Annotated in this window: 18 protein-coding genes and 1 tRNA gene; 11 read left to right on the forward strand and 8 right to left on the reverse strand. The window is 50.0% G+C overall.

The window, feature by feature from the left end:
* The first annotated feature begins 175 nt into the window (after nt 1–175).
* The gene (gspB, locus tag KGP16_RS17265; protein WP_223500045.1) at nt 176–730 is read left to right on the forward strand and encodes a type II secretion system assembly factor GspB; all 555 of its coding nucleotides are present in this window, start codon (nt 176–178) and stop codon (nt 728–730) included.
* A gap of 49 nt (nt 731–779) precedes the next feature.
* On the opposite strand, the gene gspS is transcribed toward gspB, so the two are convergent.
* Nucleotides 780–1,172 carry a type II secretion system pilot lipoprotein GspS gene (gene gspS / locus KGP16_RS17270; RefSeq protein ID WP_223500046.1) on the reverse strand — a complete coding sequence of 131 codons (393 nt, stop codon included), beginning with the start codon at nt 1,170–1,172 and terminating at the stop codon, nt 780–782.
* Between the two features lie 976 nt (nt 1,173–2,148).
* On the opposite strand from gspS, the gene KGP16_RS17275 reads away from it, so the two are divergent.
* The 3 genes from KGP16_RS17275 to KGP16_RS17285 are packed head-to-tail and all read left to right on the forward strand — an operon-like array spanning nt 2,149 to nt 5,689.
* Nucleotides 2,149–3,759: an ABC transporter permease subunit gene (locus KGP16_RS17275; protein WP_223498107.1), complete on the forward strand. Its 1,611-nt coding sequence runs from the start codon at nt 2,149–2,151 to the stop codon at nt 3,757–3,759.
* A 14-nt stretch (nt 3,760–3,773) separates the two neighbouring features.
* Entirely contained in the window at nt 3,774–4,565 is a 792-nt protein-coding gene (locus KGP16_RS17280; RefSeq protein ID WP_059201261.1) for an ABC transporter ATP-binding protein, read from the forward strand.
* 47 nt (nt 4,566–4,612) lie between these two features.
* Nucleotides 4,613–5,689, forward strand: coding sequence for a porin (locus tag KGP16_RS17285; RefSeq protein ID WP_223500047.1), 1,077 nt, complete (start codon nt 4,613–4,615; stop codon nt 5,687–5,689).
* Between the two features lie 4 nt (nt 5,690–5,693).
* Here the strand turns inward: KGP16_RS17285 and KGP16_RS17290 are convergent, their stop codons facing one another.
* Nucleotides 5,694–5,978: a hypothetical protein gene (locus KGP16_RS17290; RefSeq protein ID WP_223500048.1), complete on the reverse strand. Its 285-nt coding sequence runs from the start codon at nt 5,976–5,978 to the stop codon at nt 5,694–5,696.
* A gap of 487 nt (nt 5,979–6,465) precedes the next feature.
* On the opposite strand from KGP16_RS17290, the gene KGP16_RS17295 reads away from it, so the two are divergent.
* The 3 genes from KGP16_RS17295 (at nt 6,466) to KGP16_RS17305 (ending at nt 9,045) form a co-directional block, all read left to right on the forward strand.
* The gene (locus KGP16_RS17295; protein WP_037375509.1) at nt 6,466–7,254 is read left to right on the forward strand and encodes an ABC transporter ATP-binding protein; all 789 of its coding nucleotides are present in this window, start codon (nt 6,466–6,468) and stop codon (nt 7,252–7,254) included.
* Between the two features lie 149 nt (nt 7,255–7,403).
* Entirely contained in the window at nt 7,404–8,111 is a 708-nt protein-coding gene (locus tag KGP16_RS17300; protein ID WP_021805950.1) for an MgtC/SapB family protein, read from the forward strand.
* Nucleotides 8,112–8,169: 58 nt separating this feature from the next.
* On the forward strand, nt 8,170–9,045 hold the full coding sequence (locus KGP16_RS17305; RefSeq protein ID WP_059201263.1) for a LysR family transcriptional regulator: 876 nt from the start codon (nt 8,170–8,172) through the stop codon (nt 9,043–9,045).
* Nucleotides 9,046–9,154: 109 nt separating this feature from the next.
* Here the strand turns inward: KGP16_RS17305 and KGP16_RS17310 are convergent.
* From KGP16_RS17310 to ompC, 4 genes are all read right to left on the reverse strand, one after another.
* Nucleotides 9,155–9,242 (reverse strand) — tRNA-Ser (locus KGP16_RS17310).
* A gap of 158 nt (nt 9,243–9,400) precedes the next feature.
* Nucleotides 9,401–9,730 (reverse strand): osmotically-inducible lipoprotein OsmE, encoded by a 330-nt coding sequence (gene osmE / locus KGP16_RS17315; protein WP_021805952.1) that lies wholly within the window; start codon nt 9,728–9,730, stop codon nt 9,401–9,403.
* Between the two features lie 79 nt (nt 9,731–9,809).
* Entirely contained in the window at nt 9,810–10,226 is a 417-nt protein-coding gene (locus KGP16_RS17320; protein ID WP_021805953.1) for a VOC family protein, read from the reverse strand.
* A 154-nt stretch (nt 10,227–10,380) separates the two neighbouring features.
* Nucleotides 10,381–11,496 (reverse strand): porin OmpC, encoded by a 1,116-nt coding sequence (gene ompC, locus KGP16_RS17325; protein WP_209522573.1) that lies wholly within the window; start codon nt 11,494–11,496, stop codon nt 10,381–10,383.
* 839 nt (nt 11,497–12,335) lie between these two features.
* Between ompC and KGP16_RS17330 the strand changes: the two genes are divergently transcribed.
* The 3 genes from KGP16_RS17330 to rcsB are packed head-to-tail and all read left to right on the forward strand — an operon-like array spanning nt 12,336 to nt 16,854.
* Entirely contained in the window at nt 12,336–13,487 is a 1,152-nt protein-coding gene (locus KGP16_RS17330; RefSeq protein ID WP_037375510.1) for an MFS transporter, read from the forward strand.
* Nucleotides 13,488–13,508: 21 nt separating this feature from the next.
* On the forward strand, nt 13,509–16,211 hold the full coding sequence (gene rcsD, locus KGP16_RS17335) for a phosphotransferase RcsD (RefSeq protein WP_223501546.1): 2,703 nt from the start codon (nt 13,509–13,511) through the stop codon (nt 16,209–16,211).
* Complete coding sequence (rcsB, locus tag KGP16_RS17340) at nt 16,204–16,854, forward strand: response regulator transcription factor RcsB (protein ID WP_021178490.1); 651 nt, start codon at nt 16,204–16,206, stop codon at nt 16,852–16,854. The genes rcsD and rcsB overlap by 8 nt, the downstream gene beginning before the upstream one ends.
* Nucleotides 16,855–16,935: 81 nt before the next feature.
* Here the strand turns inward: rcsB and rcsC are convergent, their stop codons facing one another.
* On the reverse strand, nt 16,936–19,809 hold the full coding sequence (gene rcsC, locus KGP16_RS17345) for a two-component system sensor histidine kinase RcsC (protein WP_021805957.1): 2,874 nt from the start codon (nt 19,807–19,809) through the stop codon (nt 16,936–16,938).
* A gap of 171 nt (nt 19,810–19,980) precedes the next feature.
* On the reverse strand, nt 19,981–22,632 hold the full coding sequence (gene gyrA / locus KGP16_RS17350; RefSeq protein WP_021178492.1) for a DNA topoisomerase (ATP-hydrolyzing) subunit A: 2,652 nt from the start codon (nt 22,630–22,632) through the stop codon (nt 19,981–19,983).
* A 237-nt stretch (nt 22,633–22,869) separates the two neighbouring features.
* Between gyrA and ubiG the strand changes: the two genes are divergently transcribed.
* Entirely contained in the window at nt 22,870–23,595 is a 726-nt protein-coding gene (gene ubiG / locus KGP16_RS17355; protein ID WP_021178493.1) for a bifunctional 2-polyprenyl-6-hydroxyphenol methylase/3-demethylubiquinol 3-O-methyltransferase UbiG, read from the forward strand.
* Nucleotides 23,596–23,787: the final 192 nt, after the last annotated feature.

The following is a 23,787-nucleotide window of genomic DNA, read 5'->3' on the forward strand; positions in this document are numbered from 1 at the left end:
AAACGAGAGGTTACACCCACTGAGTCACATCACTCCCGAATAAAAGTACAATGCTATTGACCCGAGTTTTCGGGCAGGATATACCCTTGATACTTTGGCTTTGCTCAAGCGTTGGCGACACGCCAATAAACAACCTCTGGCTGTAGAAATCAGCGTTTATTAAAGGTTCAGGGATGTGGACAATAAATCGAAAGTAGAGCTAGAAGCCAGCGTTCACCCCGCCAAGGGGCTGTTTATTCCCCGCTATCTGCTGCCAGTGTATGCATTGCTGTTAATAGCGATAGGCTGGTTTTCCGGACAGCACTGGCGTAACAACGAAGCTTTCGCCGCCCCCGCGTTGACTCAAGTTGCCCCCTCTGCCGTGGTAAAAATGGAGATGCCCAGGCATACGGTCACCAACGCTGATAGAGAAACTGCGCATGATGAAAATAAACCAGCGCAACAAGTGGGATCAGATAATAAAGTCCCCCCCTCCTTAGCCAGTGATGAATTAGCCCCTTTAAGATACAGCGCGCACGTTTACGCATCGGAAGATGACAAACGCAGCATCACGCTGAACGGTCAGCGTTATCAGGAAGGAGACAGCCCTGCCCCCAACCTTACGATTGAGCAAATACAACAGGACGTGACCATCTTTAACTTCAATGGCGAGGTATTCACACTTGACGCATTAGAGGATTGGCCGGGCGGCAAGGTGGATAGCGAAAGCACCGCTGAAGAGTCAGAATAAAGCTTACCACTAGCCCGTACACTGGGCACAGGACACCAAGTTGGTGTCACTAACTGCTTTTTTCTGCACGCAGTTCGTCGGTAAAAGGTGCCAACAGGCTGTTAAAGCTGCTGCACTTGGTTTGTTCCGGCGTGTTGTCTCTCATCAGGCTTTGATAAATTTCCTCGCTATGCTGCGGCAAAGCCCCGTAGCCAGCGCTATTCCAGCCTCGTTGTTTGGCGACTTTGTAGGCAACCTTGTCAATGACCGCATCGCTGGGTAAATCACTACGATTACACTTATATTTCAAATACTTGGTACTGGCAATCACTGAAGCCAGCTGTTCTACCTGTTCATTAAGGGCAACAGGCTCCTTTTGCAGAGAAGAACGGGGTTGCTGACAACCCGCCGTTACCAGCAAAAGCAACACAGGGACAAGACGAAAAATCTTAGTTAACTGCATGATAATAATAATCTTATCTTGATTAAGTGGGTCTATTTTAACAAATCCCCCAGCACTGTCACTGGCTAGAGAGAAAAGTTTTCCTTATTGCGATCCCGCTTGCAGATTCATTTTCAGTGCTTTGCATTTTACCTCGTCGCCACACAAGTAGAGCACTGCGCGCAACAAGCACCGTGTTCCGTTGGAACCAAGAACCATTGAGATCTTGGAAGGTATGTGGGGATGACAAGGTGAGTTGGTGTTCTCCCTCCTCCCCCGAACTTCCTGGAAGCTCGGGATCATCAATAATACGCGTAACTCAAGTAAAAAAGTTATATTTTGCCACGTTAAGAAACATTCATCCTAGCTATATAGGCTTCAATTTTTTGATGTCCTTGTCTATCTAACAATATCTCCCTCATCATTTTAATTTATGGATATATCTTTTAAAAAATCTATTTTCATCCTGTTACACATACAATAATGAAAACCATCACATCTACTTGCTATTCATTATGTTCAAGCATTACTATCTCACCGCTTTATTCTCACCACGGGGGCCTTATGGACGATGGAAGTTTTAGTTTTAGCTTAGTACTACTGGATAAATTTCAGTAATGTAGTTCATGCTACATTCTGAAATAAACAGAATGTAGACAATCAATCAACGGCTTATCAGCAACGTCCTGGCACTGCCTATGTGCCTTGGCATCTGATAATACCGGCTTGTCATGCCTGTTCCTGTAGTATTCATCGTTCACCATCAGCGTAACAATCAGCAAATTAATTTATCTCAAGCTATATATGTTCGTTTAAAACGGAGGCGCTCGGCTTTATCAAGTTGACGTTCCCGCCGGTTTTTTGAGAAATTTATGGGATTGGCATTATGCAAAAAAGCAGAAGTACATCTATTTCTAGAAAGTACTATCTAAATGACCTTATTGTTTTTGTAATAGCATCATTGGTCATCGTCTTTCTTATCCGTGCCTGGGGGGACATGCACGGTTCGTTCGATGAACACAACGTGGGTGCCATTAGTCTGGATACCTGGAATCTTTTCTATTACTCACTAAGAACGACAATGCGGTTTGCCATCGGCATGATTTGGTCATTGTTATTCTCCATTGTCTTTGCCGTCTTAGCGGCACGCTACGTGCCGTTACGCAGGGTGATATTACCTTTCGTCAACTTTATGGAGTCAGTACCCTTGGTGGGCTTTTTAACCTTCACCACGGTGTATTTTCTTGGCCTGTACCCACACAGTGTGATGGGGCTGGAGTGTACCGCTATCTTTGCGGTATTTACCGGCCAGGCATGGAACATGATGCTAACGTTGTACCAGACGCTGCGCATCGTTCCAAGTGAACTGGATGAAGCCGCACGCAGTTTCAACTACAATCCATGGCAACGTTTCTGGCGGTTAGAGTTTATCTATTCCGTACCCGGATTATTGTGGAATGCCATGGTGTCACAATCGGCAGCATGGTTCGCTCTGGTGGCGTCGGAGGCGATCCCGGTCAACGATAAATCGGTGGCGTTGCCTGGTGTAGGTTCCTATATTGCCGAAGCGCTGGCGCAGCAAAACCTGCACGCTATTCTGTTTGCCGTGATCACATTAGCGGCCAATATTATCGTGCTTGACCAATTGGTTTTCCGCCCGTTGGTTCGCTATACCTCCCGTTTCAAATACGAAGATGTTAGCGCCAATAAAACTGAAGGCAGCTCATGGTTTTATAACTGCCTGAGCTATTCCCATCTAGGATCAATGTTGTCAGCGGCCCTACGCATGCTGGCTGATGTATGGCTATTTAAGCTGCCGCAGATCTGGTACGGCCTTGGTTTGCACAAGCTGTTTCGCATCACCGCAAAAGCCAACTGGCTGTGGCGTAGCACTTGGTATCTCGCGGTGGTCATGGCCTGTGCCTGGTTTGGTTATCAACTGTGGGAGTATTTCCCAAAGCAATACTTCGCCATGATGCCTGAATGGATGCTGCTGACTACTGCGCGTGTAGTGGCTGCAATGGTGCTCAGTATCGTGATTTTCACCCCACTCGGCGTCTGGATAGGGATGAATCCACGCCTGGTGAAATTCTTCCAGCCGATCATTCAAATCCTGGCTGCTATCCCACCCAATATTTTCTATCCTCTGATCGCCGCTTTTATCGCTGTTTATCATCAGGATCTTGGCTGGTGGGCGATTCCAATGATCATGCTCGGCACGCAGTGGTATGTGTTGTTTAACGTCATTGCCGGCGTCACGGCAATCCCATCACATATCACCGAAGTCAGCGAAACCTTCGGTTTACGGAGTTTCAAATGGTGGCGTTACTATATGCTGCCCGCGATTTTCCCCTACATCGTTACCGGCATTATTTCTGCAGCAGGCGGTGCCTGGAATAGCGCCATTGCAGCAGAAGTCATTCAATGGGGAACTACCACGATCAGTACTACCGGGCTGGGCGCTTTTATTTCAGTCGTGACCGATGCCGGTAAAAATCCGGAATCCGCGCTGGGCTGTGCTGCCATGTGCTCACTGGTGGCGTTATGCGTAATCTTTATCTGGCAGCCACTGTATCGCGTTGCAGAAACCAAATTCAAATATGATTAATGCAGGGAAATTAAATGACTATTCAAGAAGTGGTACTCAGCGCCAAGCAGGTAAACAAAGCCTTCATTGGAGAAAACAAGCTCCCCAAGGAAGTACTGCGCGACGTGGATCTGAATGTTCACAAGGGGGAGTTCGTTACGATCCTTGGGCAGTCAGGTTCTGGCAAATCAACGTTGATGCGCATATTTGCCGGCCTGATTTTCCCTGATACCGGCACGGTATCGCTGGCAGGAAAACCTATCGAAGGACCCAATGCCGATATCAGTATGGTATTCCAGTCTTATGCTCTTTATCCGTGGCTCACGGTGTATGACAACATCGCCTTTGGCCTGATCGCACAAGACTTGCCACCGCAATTGATCGACAAAAAGCTGAAAGCATTACTCACGCTGGTTGGCCTGAATGGGTATGAGAAAGCCTGGCCCCGTCAACTTTCCGGTGGTATGCGCCAGCGCGTAGGTTTTGCCCGAGCATTAGCCGTGGAGCCCAAAGTTTTGCTGTTGGATGAGCCCTTTTCTTCTCTTGATATCTTTACCGCACAGAAACTGCGGATGGATTTAATGAATATCTGGACGAACAAAAAAAATAATATCAGCGCCATCATCATGGTGAGCCATGACATAGAGGAAGCGGTCATGATGTCCGACCGAGTCGTCATTATGGATGCCAATAAACGGCAAATCACCGATGAGATCGTTATCGACAGGCCAAGAGAATCACGAGGCAGACAGAATATGGCAGCCATTATTGATGAAACCAGCGATCGTTTGTATAAGAGAATTGCGATATCACAAAAAGCATCATAGCTTTCAACGTATTTATTAACATCAGGTTATTGAAATGAAAAAAAATAATGCACTTGGCTGTATTGGGGTTACTATTGCCAGTAGCCAGCACCACGTTAGCTGCAGAAATCGCAAATAAAGACGGAAATAAATTGGATTTATATGGGCAGATTAATGGTGTTCATTATTTCAGTAATAATGCTGGCAGCAGCGGCGATCAATCCTACACTCGCTTTGGCTTTAAAGGCGAAACACAAATTAATGATGACATCATTGGATACGGCCAATGGGAATATCAGATTGGGCTGAACGGAGCGGAAAGCGGCGAGCAAAGTGGTAACTACACGCGGTTGGGTTTTGCCGGGGTGAAATTCGGCCCGTTTGGCAGCATCAGCTATGGGCGCAACTACGGTTTACTCTATGACGTGGGAAGCTGGACCGATGTATTACCCGAGTTTGGTAATGACAGTTATGAAGCTGCCGATAACTTTATGACCAGTCGGGGCAACGGTATGTTGACCTATCATAATCAGGGTTTGGGGGGGATTATTGATGGCCTGAATATTGGCATGCAATATCAGGGAAAGAATCGGGGCGACGATGCCCATCACACGCAAGACCTGCAGACACAAAACGGCGACGGATATTCCTTCTCCACGACCTACGACATGGGTTGGGGACTGAGCGCTGGCGGTGCCTACGCCAATTCGGATCGTACACAGGCACAGCGTAGTTTTGGTCTGGCCAATGGCGATCGTGCCAGAGCCTGGACTCTGGGCCTGAAGTACGATCGGGATAACCTCTATCTGGCAGCAAACTATACCCGCACTCAGAACATGACCTACGTAGAGGGTGGCAACTACACCGGCTTTGCACCAAAGGCAGATGCCGTCGAAGCCGTGGCGCAGTATCACTTTGATTCTGGCATCACCCCTTCTCTTGCCTATTTGCAGTCACGTGGGCGTGACCTGCCTGGCATCGGTGATACCGATCTGGTCAAGTATATAGATATGGCGCTGGGTTATAGCTTCAATGCCAATATGTCAGCCTATGTAGAGTACAAACTGAACCTGCTGGATAAACACAATGCAGCCGGTTTAGGTTCTGATGATGTCGTTGAAACAGGGATTATGTACCAGTTCTGAGAAGTTAAGCGCTGAAACCCAGCCTGATGAGGTTTGACCTCATTGGGCTTTTTAGCATTTTTGAATGGGTAAAGCTAGCAAGCAAGACATATGAATGAAAGTTAAAAACAGTGAATACAATCATATTAGCCGTTTCTTTCCCCATTCCACATTGCCAATAGGCATTTCCCTCTGAAATTAGGGTATTTTTCATAGCGACGCCAAAGATAACAATCACCACGTTGACTGCATTACCTTCATTTAACGTTTTAGTTTCACTTCCAATGCTCCGGGATTTATAGTCAACCACTCATTTAAACTCCAATCTCGTTGATGCTGTGTTTAGTTTAAACATCCCTTGCGATATCCATTAATATTAAATTACATTTTGCAGTTATAAAACATCACTCAGTTATTGAGCTTCCTGACCCTTGTGGGTACTATGAGACTCCGATTTGATACAGGATAAAATTATGGACACCGACGGTTCGTTATTCATTGGTTTGTTGAGCCTGCTGGAGGCTTAGGCGCAATAGTCATTTTACTGCGTCCTGAAAAGTATTCGTATGTGACGTCATCACGTTACAGCTGCACTTTATTCTCACCTCCTTCAGCGCCTTATACTAGGCGATCCTAAGCTGACAGCATCTCTCAATAACCAGAATTCAACTTATTAATCAGACCAATAAGACCGCTGGCATTCTCTAGTGTATATTTTCACGTCTGGATGTTTCTGTGCAAAACTCAGCGGCATATCCTATTCACCTATTTATTTTTTAAAAGATAACCAAGGAAATATGATGGCCAAGAAAAAAATATTACTTACTGTCAGCAACGTGAGTAAGAGCTTCCAACCTACGACCCAAAAATCACATTTGGTCCTTAGTGATATCGACCTCAACGTCTATGACAATGAAGTGATCAGCGTATTAGGGAAATCCGGCTCGGGCAAATCCACCCTACTGCGGATCATCTCAGGTTTGATATCTCCTGATTTTGGGGATGTCATGCTCGGTGAGGACAAAGTCACAGGCCCTAACCCACAAATCAACATGGTTTTCCAGAACTTTGCTATTTTCCCTTGGTTAACCGTTTATCAAAATATCGCCTTTGGATTGCAGGCACAGCATTATTCCCAAGACACCATCGACAAACAGGTGATAAAAATGCTGAACCTGATTGGTCTGGAAAAATACCGCAATGCTTTCCCACGAGAACTTTCCGGTGGTATGCGCCAACGGGTGGGGTTTGCCCGTGCGCTCGTCGTCGAACCTGCGTTGCTGTTACTGGATGAACCTTTCTCTTCCCTGGATATTTATACCGGAGAAAATCTACGTAACGACCTAATGCAGATCTGGTCGACGCGGCAAATAAAAACTCGCTCCATGATTTTAGTAACCCACAGCATAACAGAAGCCGTAATGATGTCAGATCGGATTATTTTGCTAGGTTCAGACCCCGGTACCGTTACTGGAAATTATGAAATCACCCTACGGCGTGAGGAGCGGAACAAACGCTCAATGCAAAGCCTGATCGAAGAAATCAGCGCTGAGCTAAGCCAGCAAATTGCTACTTCGGTCTATTAAAGCCCGGCCTGTATAAACGCCACTGCTCCGCGTCTGCCAGGCAGAATATCAATTTTTAATCGCTGACTGGCAGATGAAAAGTCTGCCATTTTAACTACCTGTTTATCAAGGACTACCTTTTTATCGGTGTTTCATGATAAGCAGATAACATGTTGGTTTTTATCATGCATTTTATTCAAACATTAATAACGCTATCAACAGCATCTTTACTTGGCGCAATTATTGGCTATGAAAGACAGTTCCGGCAACGCACTGCCGGGTTACGCACCAATACACTTGTTGCCACCAGCGCAGCTATCTTTGTCCATCTGGCCATGACCATTGATGGCAGTGGGGGGGCGGTAAGAGTGATTTCTTATGTGGTTTCTGGCGTCGGTTTTCTCGGAGCCGGGGCAATCATGAAAGAAGGAATGAATATCCGCGGTCTGAACACAGCGGCTACGCTGTGGGGATCGGCAGCCGTCGGTACCTGCGCGGGTTGTGCATTATATGGAGATGCTCTGGCCGCTACGTTATACGTACTGGCTGCCAATACACTGCTGCGCCCGATCGTCAATATGGTCAACAAACAACCCTTCAGCGATGTTAACGGTGAATCCACCTACCAGATCTGCGTGATTGCATTTGAACACGAGCAACGCGAAGCGTTAGCCAAATTCAAACAGGTGATGCAAGCCGAAAACTGCTTTATCTCGCACCTGGATATTGAGCCTTTTGGCGATGATGACGTAGAAATCACCGCAACTCTCATGCCCGCCTCTGTCACTACTACGGTACTTGATAAAACCGTCAATACTTTACTTGGCGATAGCATGATGAAGCAGGCCTATTACAGCAGAATTTGTGGCTCTGGTTAAAAACGTCATACAGCCCCCTTATACACCGCCAATTCAAATATGAATGAAGAGACTGATTATGAAAAGTATGCCGAAATTATCTCATCTGACTACTTTTAAAGAAATTATTTACTGCGGTAGCTTACATGAAACATCAAAAAAGCTGGCTATTTCACAACCGACACTCAGCCGTATTATTAAAGAACTTGAAGAAAATATTGGCTCGCGTCTTTTGGAACGCAGCAACCGCGGTGTCCGGCTCACTCCGGTAGGTGAAGCATTTTTTCAACGCATTGACGCTATCACCAATGAGTTAAGAAATACCATTTATGAATTCCGTGGACTGAAAGAAACCGGAGAGAAATTCTTGCGCTTAGGCATGAGCACCTACCCACTGCTATGCTATCTCCCCGAGGCACTTGAGATCTTTAATCAGCGTTATCCACACACCCGCATTATCGTGATTGAGGATTGCTCCGAAGAGTTGATTGCCAAGTTGAGAAATAACGAATTGGATCTGGTGGTCTGCAACCTCAGCGAGGGGATTAACAGTGTCGATCTGGTAACGCAGGACTTCAAATGTGAGACGTTTTCGCTTTATCAAGGGAACAATCACTCCTCTGATGAGCTGCCGCTGGAAGAAACAAAGTGGGTAGTTCCACATTCCTGTACTGCAGGCCGTTTAGCAATGCAAGACTCCTCTTTCCCGTGCACGCAGCAGGGTAATGTCGTGGAAACTGACTCTTTCCTCGCCACCTGGTGTCTAGTGAAACAACAGGGTTATCTCGCGCTATTAAGCGATCGTGTTGTGGAGCATTACAGCCCACAGCTGAACCTCAAGAAAAAATCTGCTGAAGATATCAATATCAGCGCATGCTTTTATATTATTAAACGTGACGAGCCCATGACATCGTCTATCACTAACGATTTTACCGAGATCCTGATGGCAATGTGAACACGCGGAAAATCACCTGGCGAAGTGGTGCAAGCGCCTGGAAAGTAAAGACCTGAAGGCCATCTGAAAACGAAAAACCCCAAGCTCTTACGAGCTTGGGGTCTGTATTTGGCGGAAGGACAGAGATTCGAACTCTGGGAGCTGTTACACTCGACGGTTTTCAAGACCGTTGCCTTAAACCACTCGGCCATCCTTCCAATGGGCGCAGATATTAACGGTACCGTTATGAAATGTCTATCGTTTTGACGTAAAAAAATGCGTCAAAACGCTCGTTAGCTTAAATTTCAGACCAATTGCGCTTAAAAAAACCAGAGCCCCGCATCAGCGAGGCTCTTTTCGGACAATAAGCAGGCAGTTATTTAGGTTGGGTATCGTACTCTGAACAACTCTGATACCCCTTGTTCATCACGTGGCCCGTGTCGTTGAAGCTGACAAAATAGGTCTGTGCTTTGCCGTCCCGTGGTGCCACGGCATAAGTATCACAGGTACCCTGCGCATGGATCAGGCTGGCTGAGGTTGATGGTGGCCCGGCAATTGCGCGCACTTGCTGTTTAGTCATCCCGACTTTTACATCGCTTACCACAGGCTCGTTCACATAGCTCGCGGCCCTGTCGTAAGTGGTACACCCAGTCAGTACGGTAAATAGCGCCGCAGTACATCCGGCCAAAACCAGTTTCATTGTCATAGCTTATCTCCTTAGCATGCTTATTGTTATGTAAGTGTAGAAGCTAAAAGGCTTTTATGCCAATAATGCGTTGCCGCTGTTAATAGTTGGCCCAGATACCCGGCGTCACCAGTTCCAACAGGTGGCCATCCGGATCGCGGAAATAAATGCTCTCCGCGCCCTGCTCCCAACGCATACGCCCTTCTATCTCAACACCGTGTTCGGCCAACTGCTGCTCCCACAGGGGTAACTGGGCCTTGCTCACGGCCAAACCAAGATGTTGTGGGCCGCTGCCGTCATGAGGGGGAATATAGCCTCCCGGATACTGAGCACCGTTCAGCGAATCTCCGGCAACAAACAGCAGCAACACGCTTTGATCGGAGATGTTATAGGCCCGGAAACGATCATTCGCGACCATCGCTGGCAGTTGCAACACCTGCTGATAGAAGGCTGCGGCACGTTCGATATCGTTAACATACAGCACCGTCTCAATCACACGCTCAATCTTAAGTTCCATACCAACCTCCTGATTTATCAATTTACAAACAGGGTAGGCAGTTACAGACTCAACAGAATAGCAATCAGTGCCGCGTGAAGATCAATCTGTGCGGCTGGCTAATGGGCAAAAAAAACGCGGCCCGAAGGCCGCGTGGTCACATTCACAGTATTGCTTAGAACTGGTAAACCAGGCCTACAGCAACCACGTTGTCGGTATTGATACCGGCTTTGTCGGTAAATGTGTTGTCGTCCAGCAGGTTGATTTTGTAGTCAACGTAGGTGGACATGTTTTTGTTGAAGTAGTAGGTCGCACCCACATCAACATATTTCAGCAGATCCTGGTCGCCGTAACCGCCGCCAATGTCCTTGCCTTTAGACTGCAGGTACGCCACGGAAGGACGCAGGCCGAAGTCGAACTGGTACTGTGCAACCACTTCAAAGTTCTGTGCCTTGTTCGCGTAACCGTACAGAGAGCTATTGCTGTTGCCGAAACGGGTAGCATTGTAAGACTGGGTATACATCGCTGCCAGATAGACGTTGTTGGCGTCGTATTTCAGACCGCCGCTATAGCCTTCGGCTTTGTCACCACGACCCAGAATGGAAGAGGTGCCGTTAGGGCCACCGTTCTGATCGTTGGTACGATCAGAGTTGAAGAACGCACCGGCAGCACTGATGCCATAGCCCAGATCGTAGGATACGGACATACCGTAGCCGTCACCGTTCTGGTTCAGGACATCACGGCCATTGTTGCTTTCTTCACCGTTGCCGTTTTTACCCTGATACTGCAGAGCAAAGTTCAGGCCATCAACCAGGCCGAAGAAGTTGTTGTTACGATAAGTCACAACACCGCTGGTGCGTTGGAACAGGAAGTTGTCCGCGCCATAGGTATCGCCACCAAACTCAGGCAACACGTCGGTCCATGCGCCGATGTCATACATCACACCGTAGTTACGGCCGTAATCCAATGAGCCGTAATCGCCGAATTTCAGACCAGCGAAGCCCACACGGGTGAAGGAGTCATTTTCGTCTTCAGTTTTGTTCAACTGAACCTGATATTCCCACTCACCATAACCGGTCAGTTGATCGTTGATCTGAGTTTCGCCACGCAGGCCAAAACGCATGTAAGACTGATCGCCGTCGGTTTTATCGTTGTCGGAAAAATAGTGAAGACCATCGATTTTACCGAACAAATCCAGTTTATTGCCGTCTTTGTTGTAGATTTCTGCTGCACCTGCTGTGCCTGCCATCAACAGAGCTGGGACGACCAGGGAGAGTACTCGAAGTTTCATCGTTATTATCCTCTTAATTATGTCGAGCTACGGCCACTGCTCTTCTGAGCATTATTAGCGCGACTGTGAATCACCATTCTGGTAACAAGGGCTATATTAATCCAGAAAGAAAATGATACCAAGTATCCGATGGTGTTTCATACCTATATTTAAAGGTTTCAAAATGTAAATACTGGCGAACTTTCACAAAACATTACCGACAAGACAAATAAAGCACTGAAAGATAAAAAATAAAATAACGCATATAAATCAATTACATATACAAAACTTTATAAAAATAAAGATAACAGTACAAAAGTATCCAGCAATAAGCACGTTGTGCCAAAAATCGTTGCCATGCCTGACGCTATAATCATCCCGCTATCATCATTATTTTCATTATTACCTTCATTATCCGTATGATAATTTTTGTAGTTACAACCGGCCTCTGGCCGGTTTTTTTATACCCAAAAATCAGCGATAAAATCGTGCCAATAAAGCATTTTATGCACAAATTTAATCACAGAGAGATATCATAAACATGATCAATTACCGCACTAATAGCTAAAACACCCCTAAAAGACCGCCAATTAATTAACCAACGAATAATTTGTCGCCGCTCATCGTTTAAATAGACAACAATCACATACAAAATAGCAATGAATCCTGCTTCAATTCCCTAGATAATAGATTTGTTACCTTGAGAAACTATTTCTCCCTCATCCACGAGTGATCTTACACCGCTCCTGCCCCCCTGATGGGTTACACGGTTAACGCGAATCCTTTCGACCCCGATCACAGATTGTGATAAAAACAGGGGTTCATTTAAGCCACTATCCAGAGCCGATCCCGATACCGACATGACAGTCACTTGCAACGAACAAATTAAGCCCGGTGTGCCCGAGCAGAATGCCACCCGCCTGGCCTTTTTTATCGCCGGACTGGCAATGGCCACCTGGGCACCGCTGGTGCCTTTTGCCAAAACGCGTATCAATATAGATGACGGCTCATTAGGCCTGCTGCTGCTATGCATCGGAGTTGGCTCGATCATGGCAATGCCGTTGACTGGGCTTTTGACCGGCAAATTTGGCTGTCGCCGCGTGATCCTGCTGGCGGGTATCGCCCTATGCATCGATTTGCCGCTGCTGGTGCTGATGGACTCCACCTTGGGGATGGCATTAGCCTTACTGCTGTTCGGTGCAGCGATTGGTATGATTGACGTGGCCATGAACATTCAGGCCGTGGTGGTCGAACGCGCCAGCAATCGAGCCATGATGTCCGGCTTTCACGGTTTCTTCAGCATTGGCGGGATAGCCGGTGCGGGTGGAGTCAGCGCCCTATTATGGTTGGGGCTCGGTCCGCTACAAGCCACTCTGATCGCCGTCGTCGCCATTCTGGCTCTGCTGCTGATTGCCAGTAAAAACCTGCTGCGTGAAAGCGGCGGAGATAAAGAAGGCCCGATGTTCGTTCTGCCACGAGGCTGGGTGATGTTCATTGGCCTACTGTGCTTCATCATGTTCCTGGCGGAAGGCTCAATGCTCGACTGGAGCGCGCTGTACCTGACCACCATGCGCGGGATGGATCATAACCAGGCTGGCTTGGGTTACGCTTTGTTCTCCATTGCCATGACGATCGGCAGGCTGAATGGCGATCGCGTAGTGAATGCCATGGGCAGATATCAGGTACTGTTGCTGGGTAGCTTGTGTGCGGCCATCGGCCTGGCGTTGGCGATTACGATAGACAGCGCCATAGCCTCTTTGATTGGTTTTATGCTGGTTGGCGTCGGGGCATCCAATGTGGTCCCTATTCTGTTTAGCGCAGCGGGGAACCAACGCGTCATGCCTGCCAACCTGGCCATCGCTTCGGTCACCACGGTGGGCTATGCCGGTATTCTGGCCGGCCCGGCAGTGATCGGGCTAATCGCCCAGGTCTCCAGCCTGACGTTTGCCCTGGCCTGTGTCGCTGCGTTGCTGCTAATCGTCACTGCCAGCGCCAAAGCGGTCACTCGCTAATTTCAGGAATGCGTAGCCATGTTGCAAGATAGACAACTGACCATCAACTCCCGCTACATCACCCGCAGCTTCTGGCTGTTTGTCGTGCTGCTGGCCATGGCCATTGGGTTGTACAGCTATAATTATACCAACGCCTATCTGACGGAGAAAAAACATGCCGTCAACACCATCGCCAACATGCTGCAAAAACGTATCGACAGCTACCGCTCTCTGACCGAGCAAATCTACGACAAATTTGGTAATACCGCGTCGCTTGCTGTTGAGACCAACCTGCAGGAAACCCGACTGCGTCCGGATGTATATTATGTTGAGAAGCGACGCAGCAAAACCGATGCGGTCATTTTTGGCAACCATGACAACGCCACGCTGGCTACGGTTGCCAATATCTCTGACTTCCTGGATAACCGCTGGGGAACCGAGACCGAAAACTATGCGATGTATTTTCTCAACGGGCAAGATAACAGCCTGAGCCTGGTGACGACCCAATCGCTGAAAGACCTGACTTCGCGATTGAAAGAAAACTACCTGACTACGTCGGTGTCAGACCGCCGCACCGAAATGCTGCAACAGGCCAATATGCTGGACGAACGCGAGAGTTTTTCCGGCCTGCGTAAACAGCGCTTCCAGAACGCCTACTCGTTTTCTATCCGCACCACCTTTAACCAGCCGGGGCATTTGGCCACGGTGATCGCCTTCGACCTGCCGATTAACGATATCATCCCGCTTAATATGGCCCGCTCCAACTTCCTGCTGCTGCCCGATAATGCAGAGATCGACGACAGCATGGTGCCAACCGAAACGGCAATCAACGCCCAGGCCGCCCTGAAAGGCAGTTGGGTTGAGTTCAGTGTTTCATTACCCAACTCGCCGCTGCAGCTGATTTACCGCGTTTCAGCTTTCAATCTGGCGATTGACCTGCTGCGCAATAACATCTGGCTACTGGCGGTCAATCTGCTGTTGCTGACGCTATCGATGGTGGGCATTTATTTCCTCCGCCAGCAATACATCCGCCCCAGCGAAAATATCGCCGCCGAGCTGGATCTCCAACGCTCGCTCAACCAGGAAATTGTTGCCAGTCTGCCTTGCGGGCTGCTGGTCTATGACTTTGCCGATAACAGCGTGATCACCAGCAACAAGATCGCTGAGCACCTGATGCCACACCTCAGCCTGTCCAAAATTGCCCATATGGCGGAGCAGCATCATGGCGTGATCCAGGCGACGGTCAACAACGAAGTCTATGAGATCCGCATCTTCCGCAGCCAACGCACGGCGGAAACCTATCTGTTCCTGCTCAACGATCAGGATAAAGAGGTGATGGTGAACAAACGGCTGCAACAGGCCCGCCGCGAATACGATAAAAACGTTCAGGCCCGTAAGTTGATGCTACACAACCTGGGGATCGAGCTGAATCAGCCGGTGCGGCAAATGCACGAACTGGCCGCAAGCCTGTGCCAACCATCAGACGCCGAACAGCAACAGACATTGCTTAAACAACTCAACCTGGCTTCGGCATCGGTATTGGATCTGATCGACAATATCACCCTGCTCACCCGGCTGGAGACACAGGATTGGCAGCCGGTTCGTCAACCTTTCAACCCCACTGTACTGCTGGATGAACTGCTGCTGGACGTGCTGCCAGCCATCAACCAGAAAGGGCTGGCGCTGTTCAATCACGTTAATCTGGACGTCAACCAACAGTACATTGGCGATGCTGGCGCACTGCGCAAAATCCTTTCATTGCTGCTGCGCTACGCCATCATCACTACCGCCTACGGCAAGATCACCCTGGTGGTGGAACAGGAAGTCGATCGCCCTGAACACCTGGTATTTCATATCAACGACACCGGCACCGGCATTTCCAATGAGGAAATCAGCAATCTGACCTACCCGTTCCTCAGCCAAACGCTGGTCGATCGCTTCGATCACGGCTCTGGGCTGACGTTTTTCCTGTGTAATCAGCTGTGCAAAAAACTCAATGGCCAGTTGGATATCCGCAGCAAAATCGATATCGGTACCCGCTATACCATTCGCGTCACTATGGAGCAGGAGAAAACAGAGGAACAGGCGACGGAGAAGTTACTCGATGGAGTAACGGCGCTGCTGGATATCACCTCCGACGAGATCCGCCAGATCGTGACTCAGCTACTGGCGGGATATGGGGCCAACTGCATCGTGGCCGAGGAGCACCAAAACAGCCGGGAATATGATGTTTTACTGACCGATAACCCGCAGCAGGCCGACGACTATACGTTGCTGCTAACCAGCGATGAAGCAGGCTGGCAACAGCTTGATAAAGGCTATATCCGCGTCAACTATAACCTGCACAATGCCATGATCGACGCGGTTCTGATCTTGATAGAACACCAGATGGCGGCACAAGAGCAGGAAGAAAACCCTGTAGGATCCCTGGCAGAAAGCGCCCAAGTGTATGAAAAACAATTGAGATCAAGTGATTACTATGGTTTGTTTATTGATACAGTACCCGACGATATCAAAAAACTGTATACTGAGGCGGGCAGCGGTGATTTTGCAGCGCTGTCTCAAACCGCACACCGCCTGAAGGGCGTGTTTGCCATGTTAAATCTGCTTCCCGGAAAGCTTCTGTGTGAATCGTTAGAACAGCACATCGCGGACGGTGATGCGCTCAAGATCGAGAATAACATCAGTCAGATTGATTTTTTCGTCAGTAGACTGCTGCAGCAAGGTAGCCAACAACATGAATAACCTGAACGTAATTATTGCCGATGACCATCCTATCGTACTGTTTGGCATCCGGAAGTCACTTGAGCAAATTGAGTGGGTGAATGTCGTTGGGGAGTTCGAGGACTCTACAGCACTGATCAACAATCTGTCCAAGCTGGACGCCAACGTCCTGATCACCGATCTTTCGATGCCGGGTGACAAATATGGCGACGGCATTACGCTGATAAAATATATCAAACGCCACTATCCGCAATTGTCGATCATCGTTCTGACCATGAACAACAATCCGGCCATTCTCAGCGCGGTGTTGGATCTGGACATCGAAGGCATCGTCCTGAAACAGGGGGCTCCTACCGATTTGCCAAAAGCGCTGGCCGCATTGCAGAAAGGCAAGAAATTCACGCCAGAGAGCGTCTCGAAGCTGTTGGAGAAAATCAGTGCCAGCGGTTACGGTGACAAACGCCTCTCTCCGAAAGAAAGCGAAGTGTTGCGTCTGTTCGCCGAAGGTTTCCTGGTGACCGAAATCGCCAAAAAACTGAACCGCAGCATCAAGACGATCAGTAGCCAGAAGAAATCAGCCATGATGAAGCTGGGTGTTGATAACGATATCGCACTGCTTAACTATCTCTCCTCCGTCAGTATGACGCAGTTGGATAAAGACTAAAGTTCAACGGGTGCAGCATGCGGCGCCCCTGAACCAGCATGGTTATCAATTTAAAGGGCGCTCTTAGTCGCCCTTTAGTGTTTATGCCGTTTCCGATTCAGCCCTAAGCCGCCGTACCCGTTGACTGTAATAGCCCAGCGACTGCTCCAGCGTCTCCAGCGTGACCGGTTTCGACAGGCAGTTATCCATCCCGGCCTCAAGACAGCGCTGTTTCTCTTCTGCCAGCGCATTAGCCGTTACGCCAATCACCGGGGCAGTGAAATTCGACTTACGCAGGCAACGTGTCAATTCATAGCCATCCATATTCGGCATATTGACGTCAGTCAATACGATATCCACCGCATTGCGTTCCAGTACGCTGAGCGCATCGACACCATCATTGGCGGTAATCACCTGATAGCCCAACGATGACAGCTGATCGGACAGCAAGCGCCGGTTGATCGGGTGATCGTCTACCACCAGCAGGCGAATATCCCCGTTATCAGCATTATTGGCCTTAACCGATAACGGCAGTTGTACCAACGCCTTATCGTTTTCGGTAACCACACCAAACAACCGGTTCAACAGCAGGATGGCATCCCGTGGCGTAGAGGTACTATGCAGCCAGTAACCCGGGTGCGTTTCCAATGACGGTCCGATGTGCGCAATGGAGAATTCAATCTGTGCCAACAGCGGGGTATCCACCTGCAAAGGATAATCGCTGAGCAGAACGTCCCCTGCTGCGGTTTGCTGCCCCTCATAACGTAATACCGTGGCACCGAAGCCGCCAAGGATCGCCTGCAGATAGCTTTCCAACCGCTGATTACGAATTTGCAGCCACAGGTTTTTGCCCTGCCAGGTATCGCTGGCCTGCGGCGTCGGAAACTGCGCTCCAAACAACGGAATGCGAATGGTAAACAGGCTGCCGAGACCAGGCTCGGACTCCACCGCGATATCACCGTCCATCAGGTTGATCAGTTTTTCACAAATCGCCAGCCCAAGCCCAGTGCCCTGGAAATGGCGCTGTACTCCGCTGCCAACCTGGAAGAAGGGATCAAACAGGCGCAGGACCTCTTTTTCTGGAATACCGACGCCGGTATCGCGAACGCTGAACTCCAGATAGCTGTCACGGGTGCAGACCTGCAGGATAATACAGCCAGTGTCGGTAAACTTGATGGCGTTATTCAATAGGTTAGACAAGACCTGTTGCAAACGCACGGGATCGCCATTGATACGTTCAGGCACACCTTGTTCAATAAAACAGTACAAACCGAGCCGCTTTTTCACCACCAGCGGCAAGTAGTTGCCCGCAATGTGGGTAATCACTTCCAGGCAAGAAAACTCACGGGGTTCTATCTTCAACTGCTCGGATTCAATCTTGGAGAAGTCCAGGATGTCGCTGATGATCTTCAGCAACAGCCCCGAGGAGTTGTTCATCGCATTGACCAGACGGTCGACCCCTTGCGGCAACGCCTTGGTCTGCAGCAGATCCAGGTTGCCGATAATCCCGTACAGCGGCGTGCGCAGCTCATGGCTGACGGTGGCCAGGAACATCGATTTGGACTGGCTGGCCTGCTCCGCTGCCGCGGCCATTTCCTGCAGCGACTCTTCCATTTTGACGCGGGCACTAACGTCAACCAGCACGCAGATAGCCACGTCCTCATTGCGATAACGGGAGTGCACAAAGCTGATTTGCAGATTGTTGTTATTACTGGTCATCACATCTACAAAGTTGACCTGCTGTTCGCAGATAATGCGTGTAATGCGATCCCGATCCTCGTTGGTCAACAGGTTGATATAGTTATGCGCCAGTTCATTACTCAGGATGTTGGTACCATCACTGATGCGCAGAATGCAGATACCCACCGGTGCCGAAGCCACGATTTTGCGGTTGAACTGTTCATGCTCCTCCAACCGGAAGGCATTCTCTTCCGCTGGCAGAAACATCTTGCGCTCGAACAACCACGCCAGGCTGAACAACACCACGGCCGACAGCAGGTTAAGCAGCACCGCATTGAGGATCAGTACCTTGAAACGCTCCACCACGCTCTTCACCGGCAATGAATACACGATGCTGAGCGACGAAGGCGGCAGCGCCTTCTTCATGATCAGATCCTGGTAACTGTCTACATAGCCAAAATAAGTGTGTTCCTGCGGATAAACATTGAGCGAAGAGGCATAGCGATCGCCATTGGCCAGTCGCAGCACCGATTCGTTGTTCTCATCCAGCAGATTAACCCCCACCGGCAAGTTGCTGGTGGTGACAAAGTCTTCCAGGCGGATCGTCTGTTCAATCCCCAGCAGCGCTTCCAGTTTGTTGCCGACATAGACCGGCGTCATTACATACAGGTAACCTACATCAGGCCGCTGCTGGCTGGGGCTGATCCAGTAAAGGTTATTGTCTTTCTCCGCGCTGTTGGCGGCGTTACGGTATTTAAGGATGCGCTCATGCAGCGCCTTGAGCACGTTTTGCCGATCGGTGATGCCGTTACTGCTACCGAATTCGGTCATGCACAGGCTGTCACTGCCGATAAAAAACACCCGGTTCAGATCATAGGCCGCGACAAAGTTTTCTTTCCAGTATTGGATCAGACTGTTTAACGAGGTGATCGAGTCACGGTAGTTGGAGTTCAGCGCGCAGTTGGATTCCGGGTACAGCGGCTTCATCTCCGGTTGGCTGTCTTTGCCATTCATCATGCCGGTGAACAGCTCGAGGCTCCCTACCGTGCCGTTGAGGCGGTTTTCCGCCATGTATTTGATGTCGCGGATGATATCCGCCGAGTGGCGAATGTAGCCCTGAGCCTGGTCAAAGTTGAGATTATATTCCTGCCTGATATCGGATTCTTTCTCATGCACGATATCCAGGATATAAAACGTGGTCAGCAGTGCACCCAGCGACCACAGCATGAACGCCAGTACCCGAAACAGATAGCGGGAAATTTTTAACGTGGTACGGAAAGAGGCTAAGTATTTCAAGCAGGTACCATGCCAGTGTAAGGGGTGACGAGCATAATCATAGCAAAACAACGATCCCGTGCAGCATCGACAAGTGATTGCAGCAATTAAACCATACAACTGAAAAAGGGCCTAGCATCGCTGCCAAGCCCTTTTTGAACCACCCAGATTATACGGCCAAGGCCGTGCTATTTAGGCGTTCTCGTCATCCATATCGTCTACGGCGCCGGTATCATCATCACCCTCATCGAGTGGTGTGGTATCTTCTTCCGCTTCTTCTGCGCCCGGTTCAAGGCTATCAAGCTCTTCATCTTCAACCGGTTCAGCAACGCGCTGCAGGCCGACAACGTTCTCGTCTTCCGCAGTACGGATCAGGGTGACACCCTGGGTGTTACGGCCAACCACGCTGACTTCCGCGACACGGGTACGCACCAGCGTGCCTGCATCGGTGATCATCATGATTTGATCGGTAGTTTCTACCTGTACAGCCCCAACAACCTGACCATTACGCTCGCTGACCTTAATGGAGATAACCCCTTGGGTCGCGCGCGATTTGGTCGGGTATTCCGTTACCGCGGTACGCTTGCCGTAGCCGTTCTGCGTCACGGTCAGGATATCGCCTTCACCACGAGGAATAATCAGCGAAACTACGCGATCGCCTTCACCGAGGTTGATACCGCGAACGCCGGTAGCGGTACGGCCCATTGAACGAACCTGCCCTTCTGGGAAGCGGACCACTTTACCGTTGGCGGAGAACAGCATCACTTCGTTGCTGCCGTCGGTCAGGTCAACACCAATCAGCTCGTCACCCTCGTTGAGGTTAACGGCGATGATGCCTGCGCTGCGCGGGCGGCTGAACTCGGTTAATGCGGTTTTCTTCACGGTACCGCTAGCGGTAGCCATGAATACATGGCGGCCTTCTTCGTATTCACGTACCGGTAGAATGGCGGTGATACGTTCGTTGGCTTCCAGCGGCAACAGGTTGACGATCGGCCGGCCACGAGCACCACGGCTGGCTTCAGGCAGTTGATACACCTTCATCCAGTACAGGCGACCACGGCTGGAGAAGCACAGGATCGTGTCGTGGGTGTTGGCCACCAGCAGACGATCGATAAAGTCTTCTTCTTTGATACGGGCGGCTGACTTGCCTTTACCACCGCGACGCTGCGCTTCATAGTCGGTCAGAGGCTGATACTTCACGTAGCCCTGATGCGACAATGTCACGACTACATCTTCCTGGTTGATCAGGTCTTCGATGTTGATATCAGACGTGTTGGCGGTAATTTCGGTACGGCGTGCGTCGCCGAACTGATCGCGCATGGCCACCAGTTCTTCACGGATCACTTCCATCAAGCGGTCTGGGTTTTCCAGAATAAAGATCAGCTCAGCGATGAGGTTCAGCAGCTCTTTATACTCGTCCAGCAGCTTCTCGTGCTCCAGGCCGGTCAGTTTCTGCAAGCGCAGATCCAGGATCGCCTGAGCCTGTTGCTCGGTCAGGTAATATTTGCCGTCACGGATGCCAAACTCTGGCTCCAGCCACTCTGGGCGTGCAGCGTTGTCACCGGCACGTTCCAGCATCGCCCCGACGTTACCCAGATCCCAAGGCTGCGCGATTAACGCAATCTTCGCTTCTGCCGGAGTCGGCGCGCGGCGGATCAGTTCGATAATCGGGTCGATGTTGGCCAAGGCAATGGCTAACGCTTCCAGGATATGGGCGCGATCGCGGGCTTTACGCAGTTCGAAAATGGTACGGCGGGTCACCACTTCACGGCGGTGGCGCACAAATGCACGCAGAATATCTTTCAGGTTCAGCAACTTTGGCTGGCCCTGATGCAGTGCCACCATGTTGATACCGAAGGTGACCTGTAGCTGAGTCAGCGAATACAGGTTATTCAGCACCACTTCACCCACGGCGTCACGTTTGACTTCAATCACGATGCGCATGCCGTCTTTATCAGACTCGTCACGCAGCGCGCTGATGCCTTCAACGCGTTTCTCTTTCACCAGCTCGGCAATTTTCTCGATCAGGCGCGCTTTGTTCACCTGATAAGGAATTTCATGCACGATGATGGTTTCGCGGCCGGTTTTAGCGTCCGCCTCTACCTCGGCACGGGCGCGGAGATACACTTTGCCACGGCCGGTACGGTAGGCTTCTTCAATACCACGACGGCCATTGATGATCGCCGCCGTCGGGAAGTCCGGGCCTGGGATGTGTTCCATCAGCCCTTCAATGCTGATGTTTTCATCCTCGATATAGGCCAGACAGCCATTAATAACTTCAGACAGGTTATGCGGCGGAATGTTGGTCGCCATGCCCACGGCGATACCGGACGAGCCGTTGACCAGCAGGTTCGGGATCTTGGTTGGCATAACGGCCGGGATCTGCTCGGTACCGTCATAGTTTGGCACGAAGTCGACGGTCTCTTTTTCCAGATCCGCCAGCAGTTCGTGGGCGATTTTCGACATGCGCACTTCGGTATAACGCATTGCTGCGGCGGAGTCGCCGTCCACAGAACCGAAGTTACCCTGGCCGTCCACCAACATGTAACGCAACGAAAACGGTTGGGCCATACGGACGATCGTGTCATACACCGCGCTGTCACCATGCGGGTGATACTTACCGATCACGTCCCCAACGACACGGGCCGATTTCTTGTAGGGTTTATTCCAGTCGTTACCCAGTACATTCATCGCGTACAGAACGCGGCGGTGCACCGGCTTCAGTCCATCACGAACATCTGGCAACGCACGGCCGACAATAACCGACATCGCGTAATCCAGATACGAGCTTTTCAGCTCTTCTTCGATATTTACCGGTGTGATTTCTCTGGCAAGGTCGCTCATGGAGCTGCTATCCCTCATACTGAATGATTCATCTGCCTTGGCGTAGTGCCAAAGGTGTAAAACTATATCACAAAGCGCGCTTTACGGGGAAATTACCGGCGCTGTTTCGCTGAAATGTGCTGCCCTGCGGGCGAAAATTACCTCGATAACACTTGCCTCGATAACAACAGCGCTGCGCCAAGCGTGCCGGAACATGTATAATCTGCATCATAAGAGAACCAGGAGCTAATAACGCCCATGAATGCTGAATCATCCCGTCACGCGCCTAACGTTGATCACCAGGAAATCGCCAAATTTGAAGCTGTCGCCTCGCGCTGGTGGGATCTGGAAGGTGAGTTCAAGCCGCTGCATCGGATCAATCCGCTGCGTCTGAATTATATCATGCAGCGCGCAGGAGGCATTTTTGACAAACAAGTGCTCGACGTTGGCTGCGGCGGCGGCATTCTGGCAGAGAGCATGGCACGTGAAGGTGCGTTAGTGACCGGGCTGGATATGGGGGCAGAACCACTCCAGGTGGCGCGACTGCATGCGCTGGAAAGCGGTATGCAGGTGACCTACGTGCAAGAAACGGTAGAAAGCCATGCGCAAGCTCATCCACAACAGTATGACATCGTCACCTGTATGGAGATGCTCGAGCACGTCCCTGACCCGGCCTCCGTCGTGCGCGCCTGTGCACACTTGGTCAAACCAGGCGGCCATGTGTTTTTCTCCACCATCAACCGCAATACCAAAGCCTGGCTGATGGCGGTCATCGGCGCTGAATACGTGCTCAAGATGGTGCCACAGGGCACCCATGATCATAAGAAGTTCATCCGCCCTTCTGAACTGATCGGTTGGGTCGACGGCACCGAGCTGCGTGAAAAACATATCATCGGCCTGCATTACAACCCGATCACCGACCATTTCAAGCTGGGCCGCAACGTTGATGTGAACTACATGGTGCATACCCAGCACCAGGGTTGAAACTGCCGAAACGTACCGGGGGCGATGTTTCCGCCGCCGGTGCAACTAAGCGTATAAGATAAATACCTATTTATCCGTTCTCGATCAAAAAAGCCGATCTAAACCATTTTTAAGAATATAAAAGCAGATCAATATGCGGTTTTTTTCTAACGTTTAATAAAGCGGCAAACGATCGGGGTTTTCACAAAATCA

The sequence above is a fragment of the Serratia sp. JSRIV006 genome (genome assembly GCF_019968685.1).
Classification (GTDB): Bacteria; Pseudomonadota; Gammaproteobacteria; order Enterobacterales; family Enterobacteriaceae; genus Chania; species Chania fonticola_B.

Coding starts and splice junctions, on each gene's coding strand:
- ompC (WP_209522573.1), bottom strand. CDS start 11,496: ATGAAACTTCGAGTACTCTCCCTGGTCGTCCCAGCTCTGTTGATGGCA.
- gyrA (WP_021178492.1), bottom strand. CDS start 22,632: ATGAGCGACCTTGCCAGAGAAATCACACCGGTAAATATCGAAGAAGAG.
- gspS (WP_223500046.1), bottom strand. CDS start 1,172: ATGCAGTTAACTAAGATTTTTCGTCTTGTCCCTGTGTTGCTTTTGCTG.
- rcsB (WP_021178490.1), top strand. CDS start 16,204: ATGAATAACCTGAACGTAATTATTGCCGATGACCATCCTATCGTACTG.
- osmE (WP_021805952.1), bottom strand. CDS start 9,730: ATGACAATGAAACTGGTTTTGGCCGGATGTACTGCGGCGCTATTTACC.
- KGP16_RS17280 (WP_059201261.1), top strand. CDS start 3,774: ATGACTATTCAAGAAGTGGTACTCAGCGCCAAGCAGGTAAACAAAGCC.
- KGP16_RS17285 (WP_223500047.1), top strand. CDS start 4,613: ATGCACTTGGCTGTATTGGGGTTACTATTGCCAGTAGCCAGCACCACG.
- KGP16_RS17330 (WP_037375510.1), top strand. CDS start 12,336: ATGACAGTCACTTGCAACGAACAAATTAAGCCCGGTGTGCCCGAGCAG.
- KGP16_RS17305 (WP_059201263.1), top strand. CDS start 8,170: ATGAAAAGTATGCCGAAATTATCTCATCTGACTACTTTTAAAGAAATT.
- KGP16_RS17300 (WP_021805950.1), top strand. CDS start 7,404: ATGTTGGTTTTTATCATGCATTTTATTCAAACATTAATAACGCTATCA.
- KGP16_RS17320 (WP_021805953.1), bottom strand. CDS start 10,226: ATGGAACTTAAGATTGAGCGTGTGATTGAGACGGTGCTGTATGTTAAC.
- ubiG (WP_021178493.1), top strand. CDS start 22,870: ATGAATGCTGAATCATCCCGTCACGCGCCTAACGTTGATCACCAGGAA.
- KGP16_RS17275 (WP_223498107.1), top strand. CDS start 2,149: ATGCACGGTTCGTTCGATGAACACAACGTGGGTGCCATTAGTCTGGAT.
- KGP16_RS17295 (WP_037375509.1), top strand. CDS start 6,466: ATGATGGCCAAGAAAAAAATATTACTTACTGTCAGCAACGTGAGTAAG.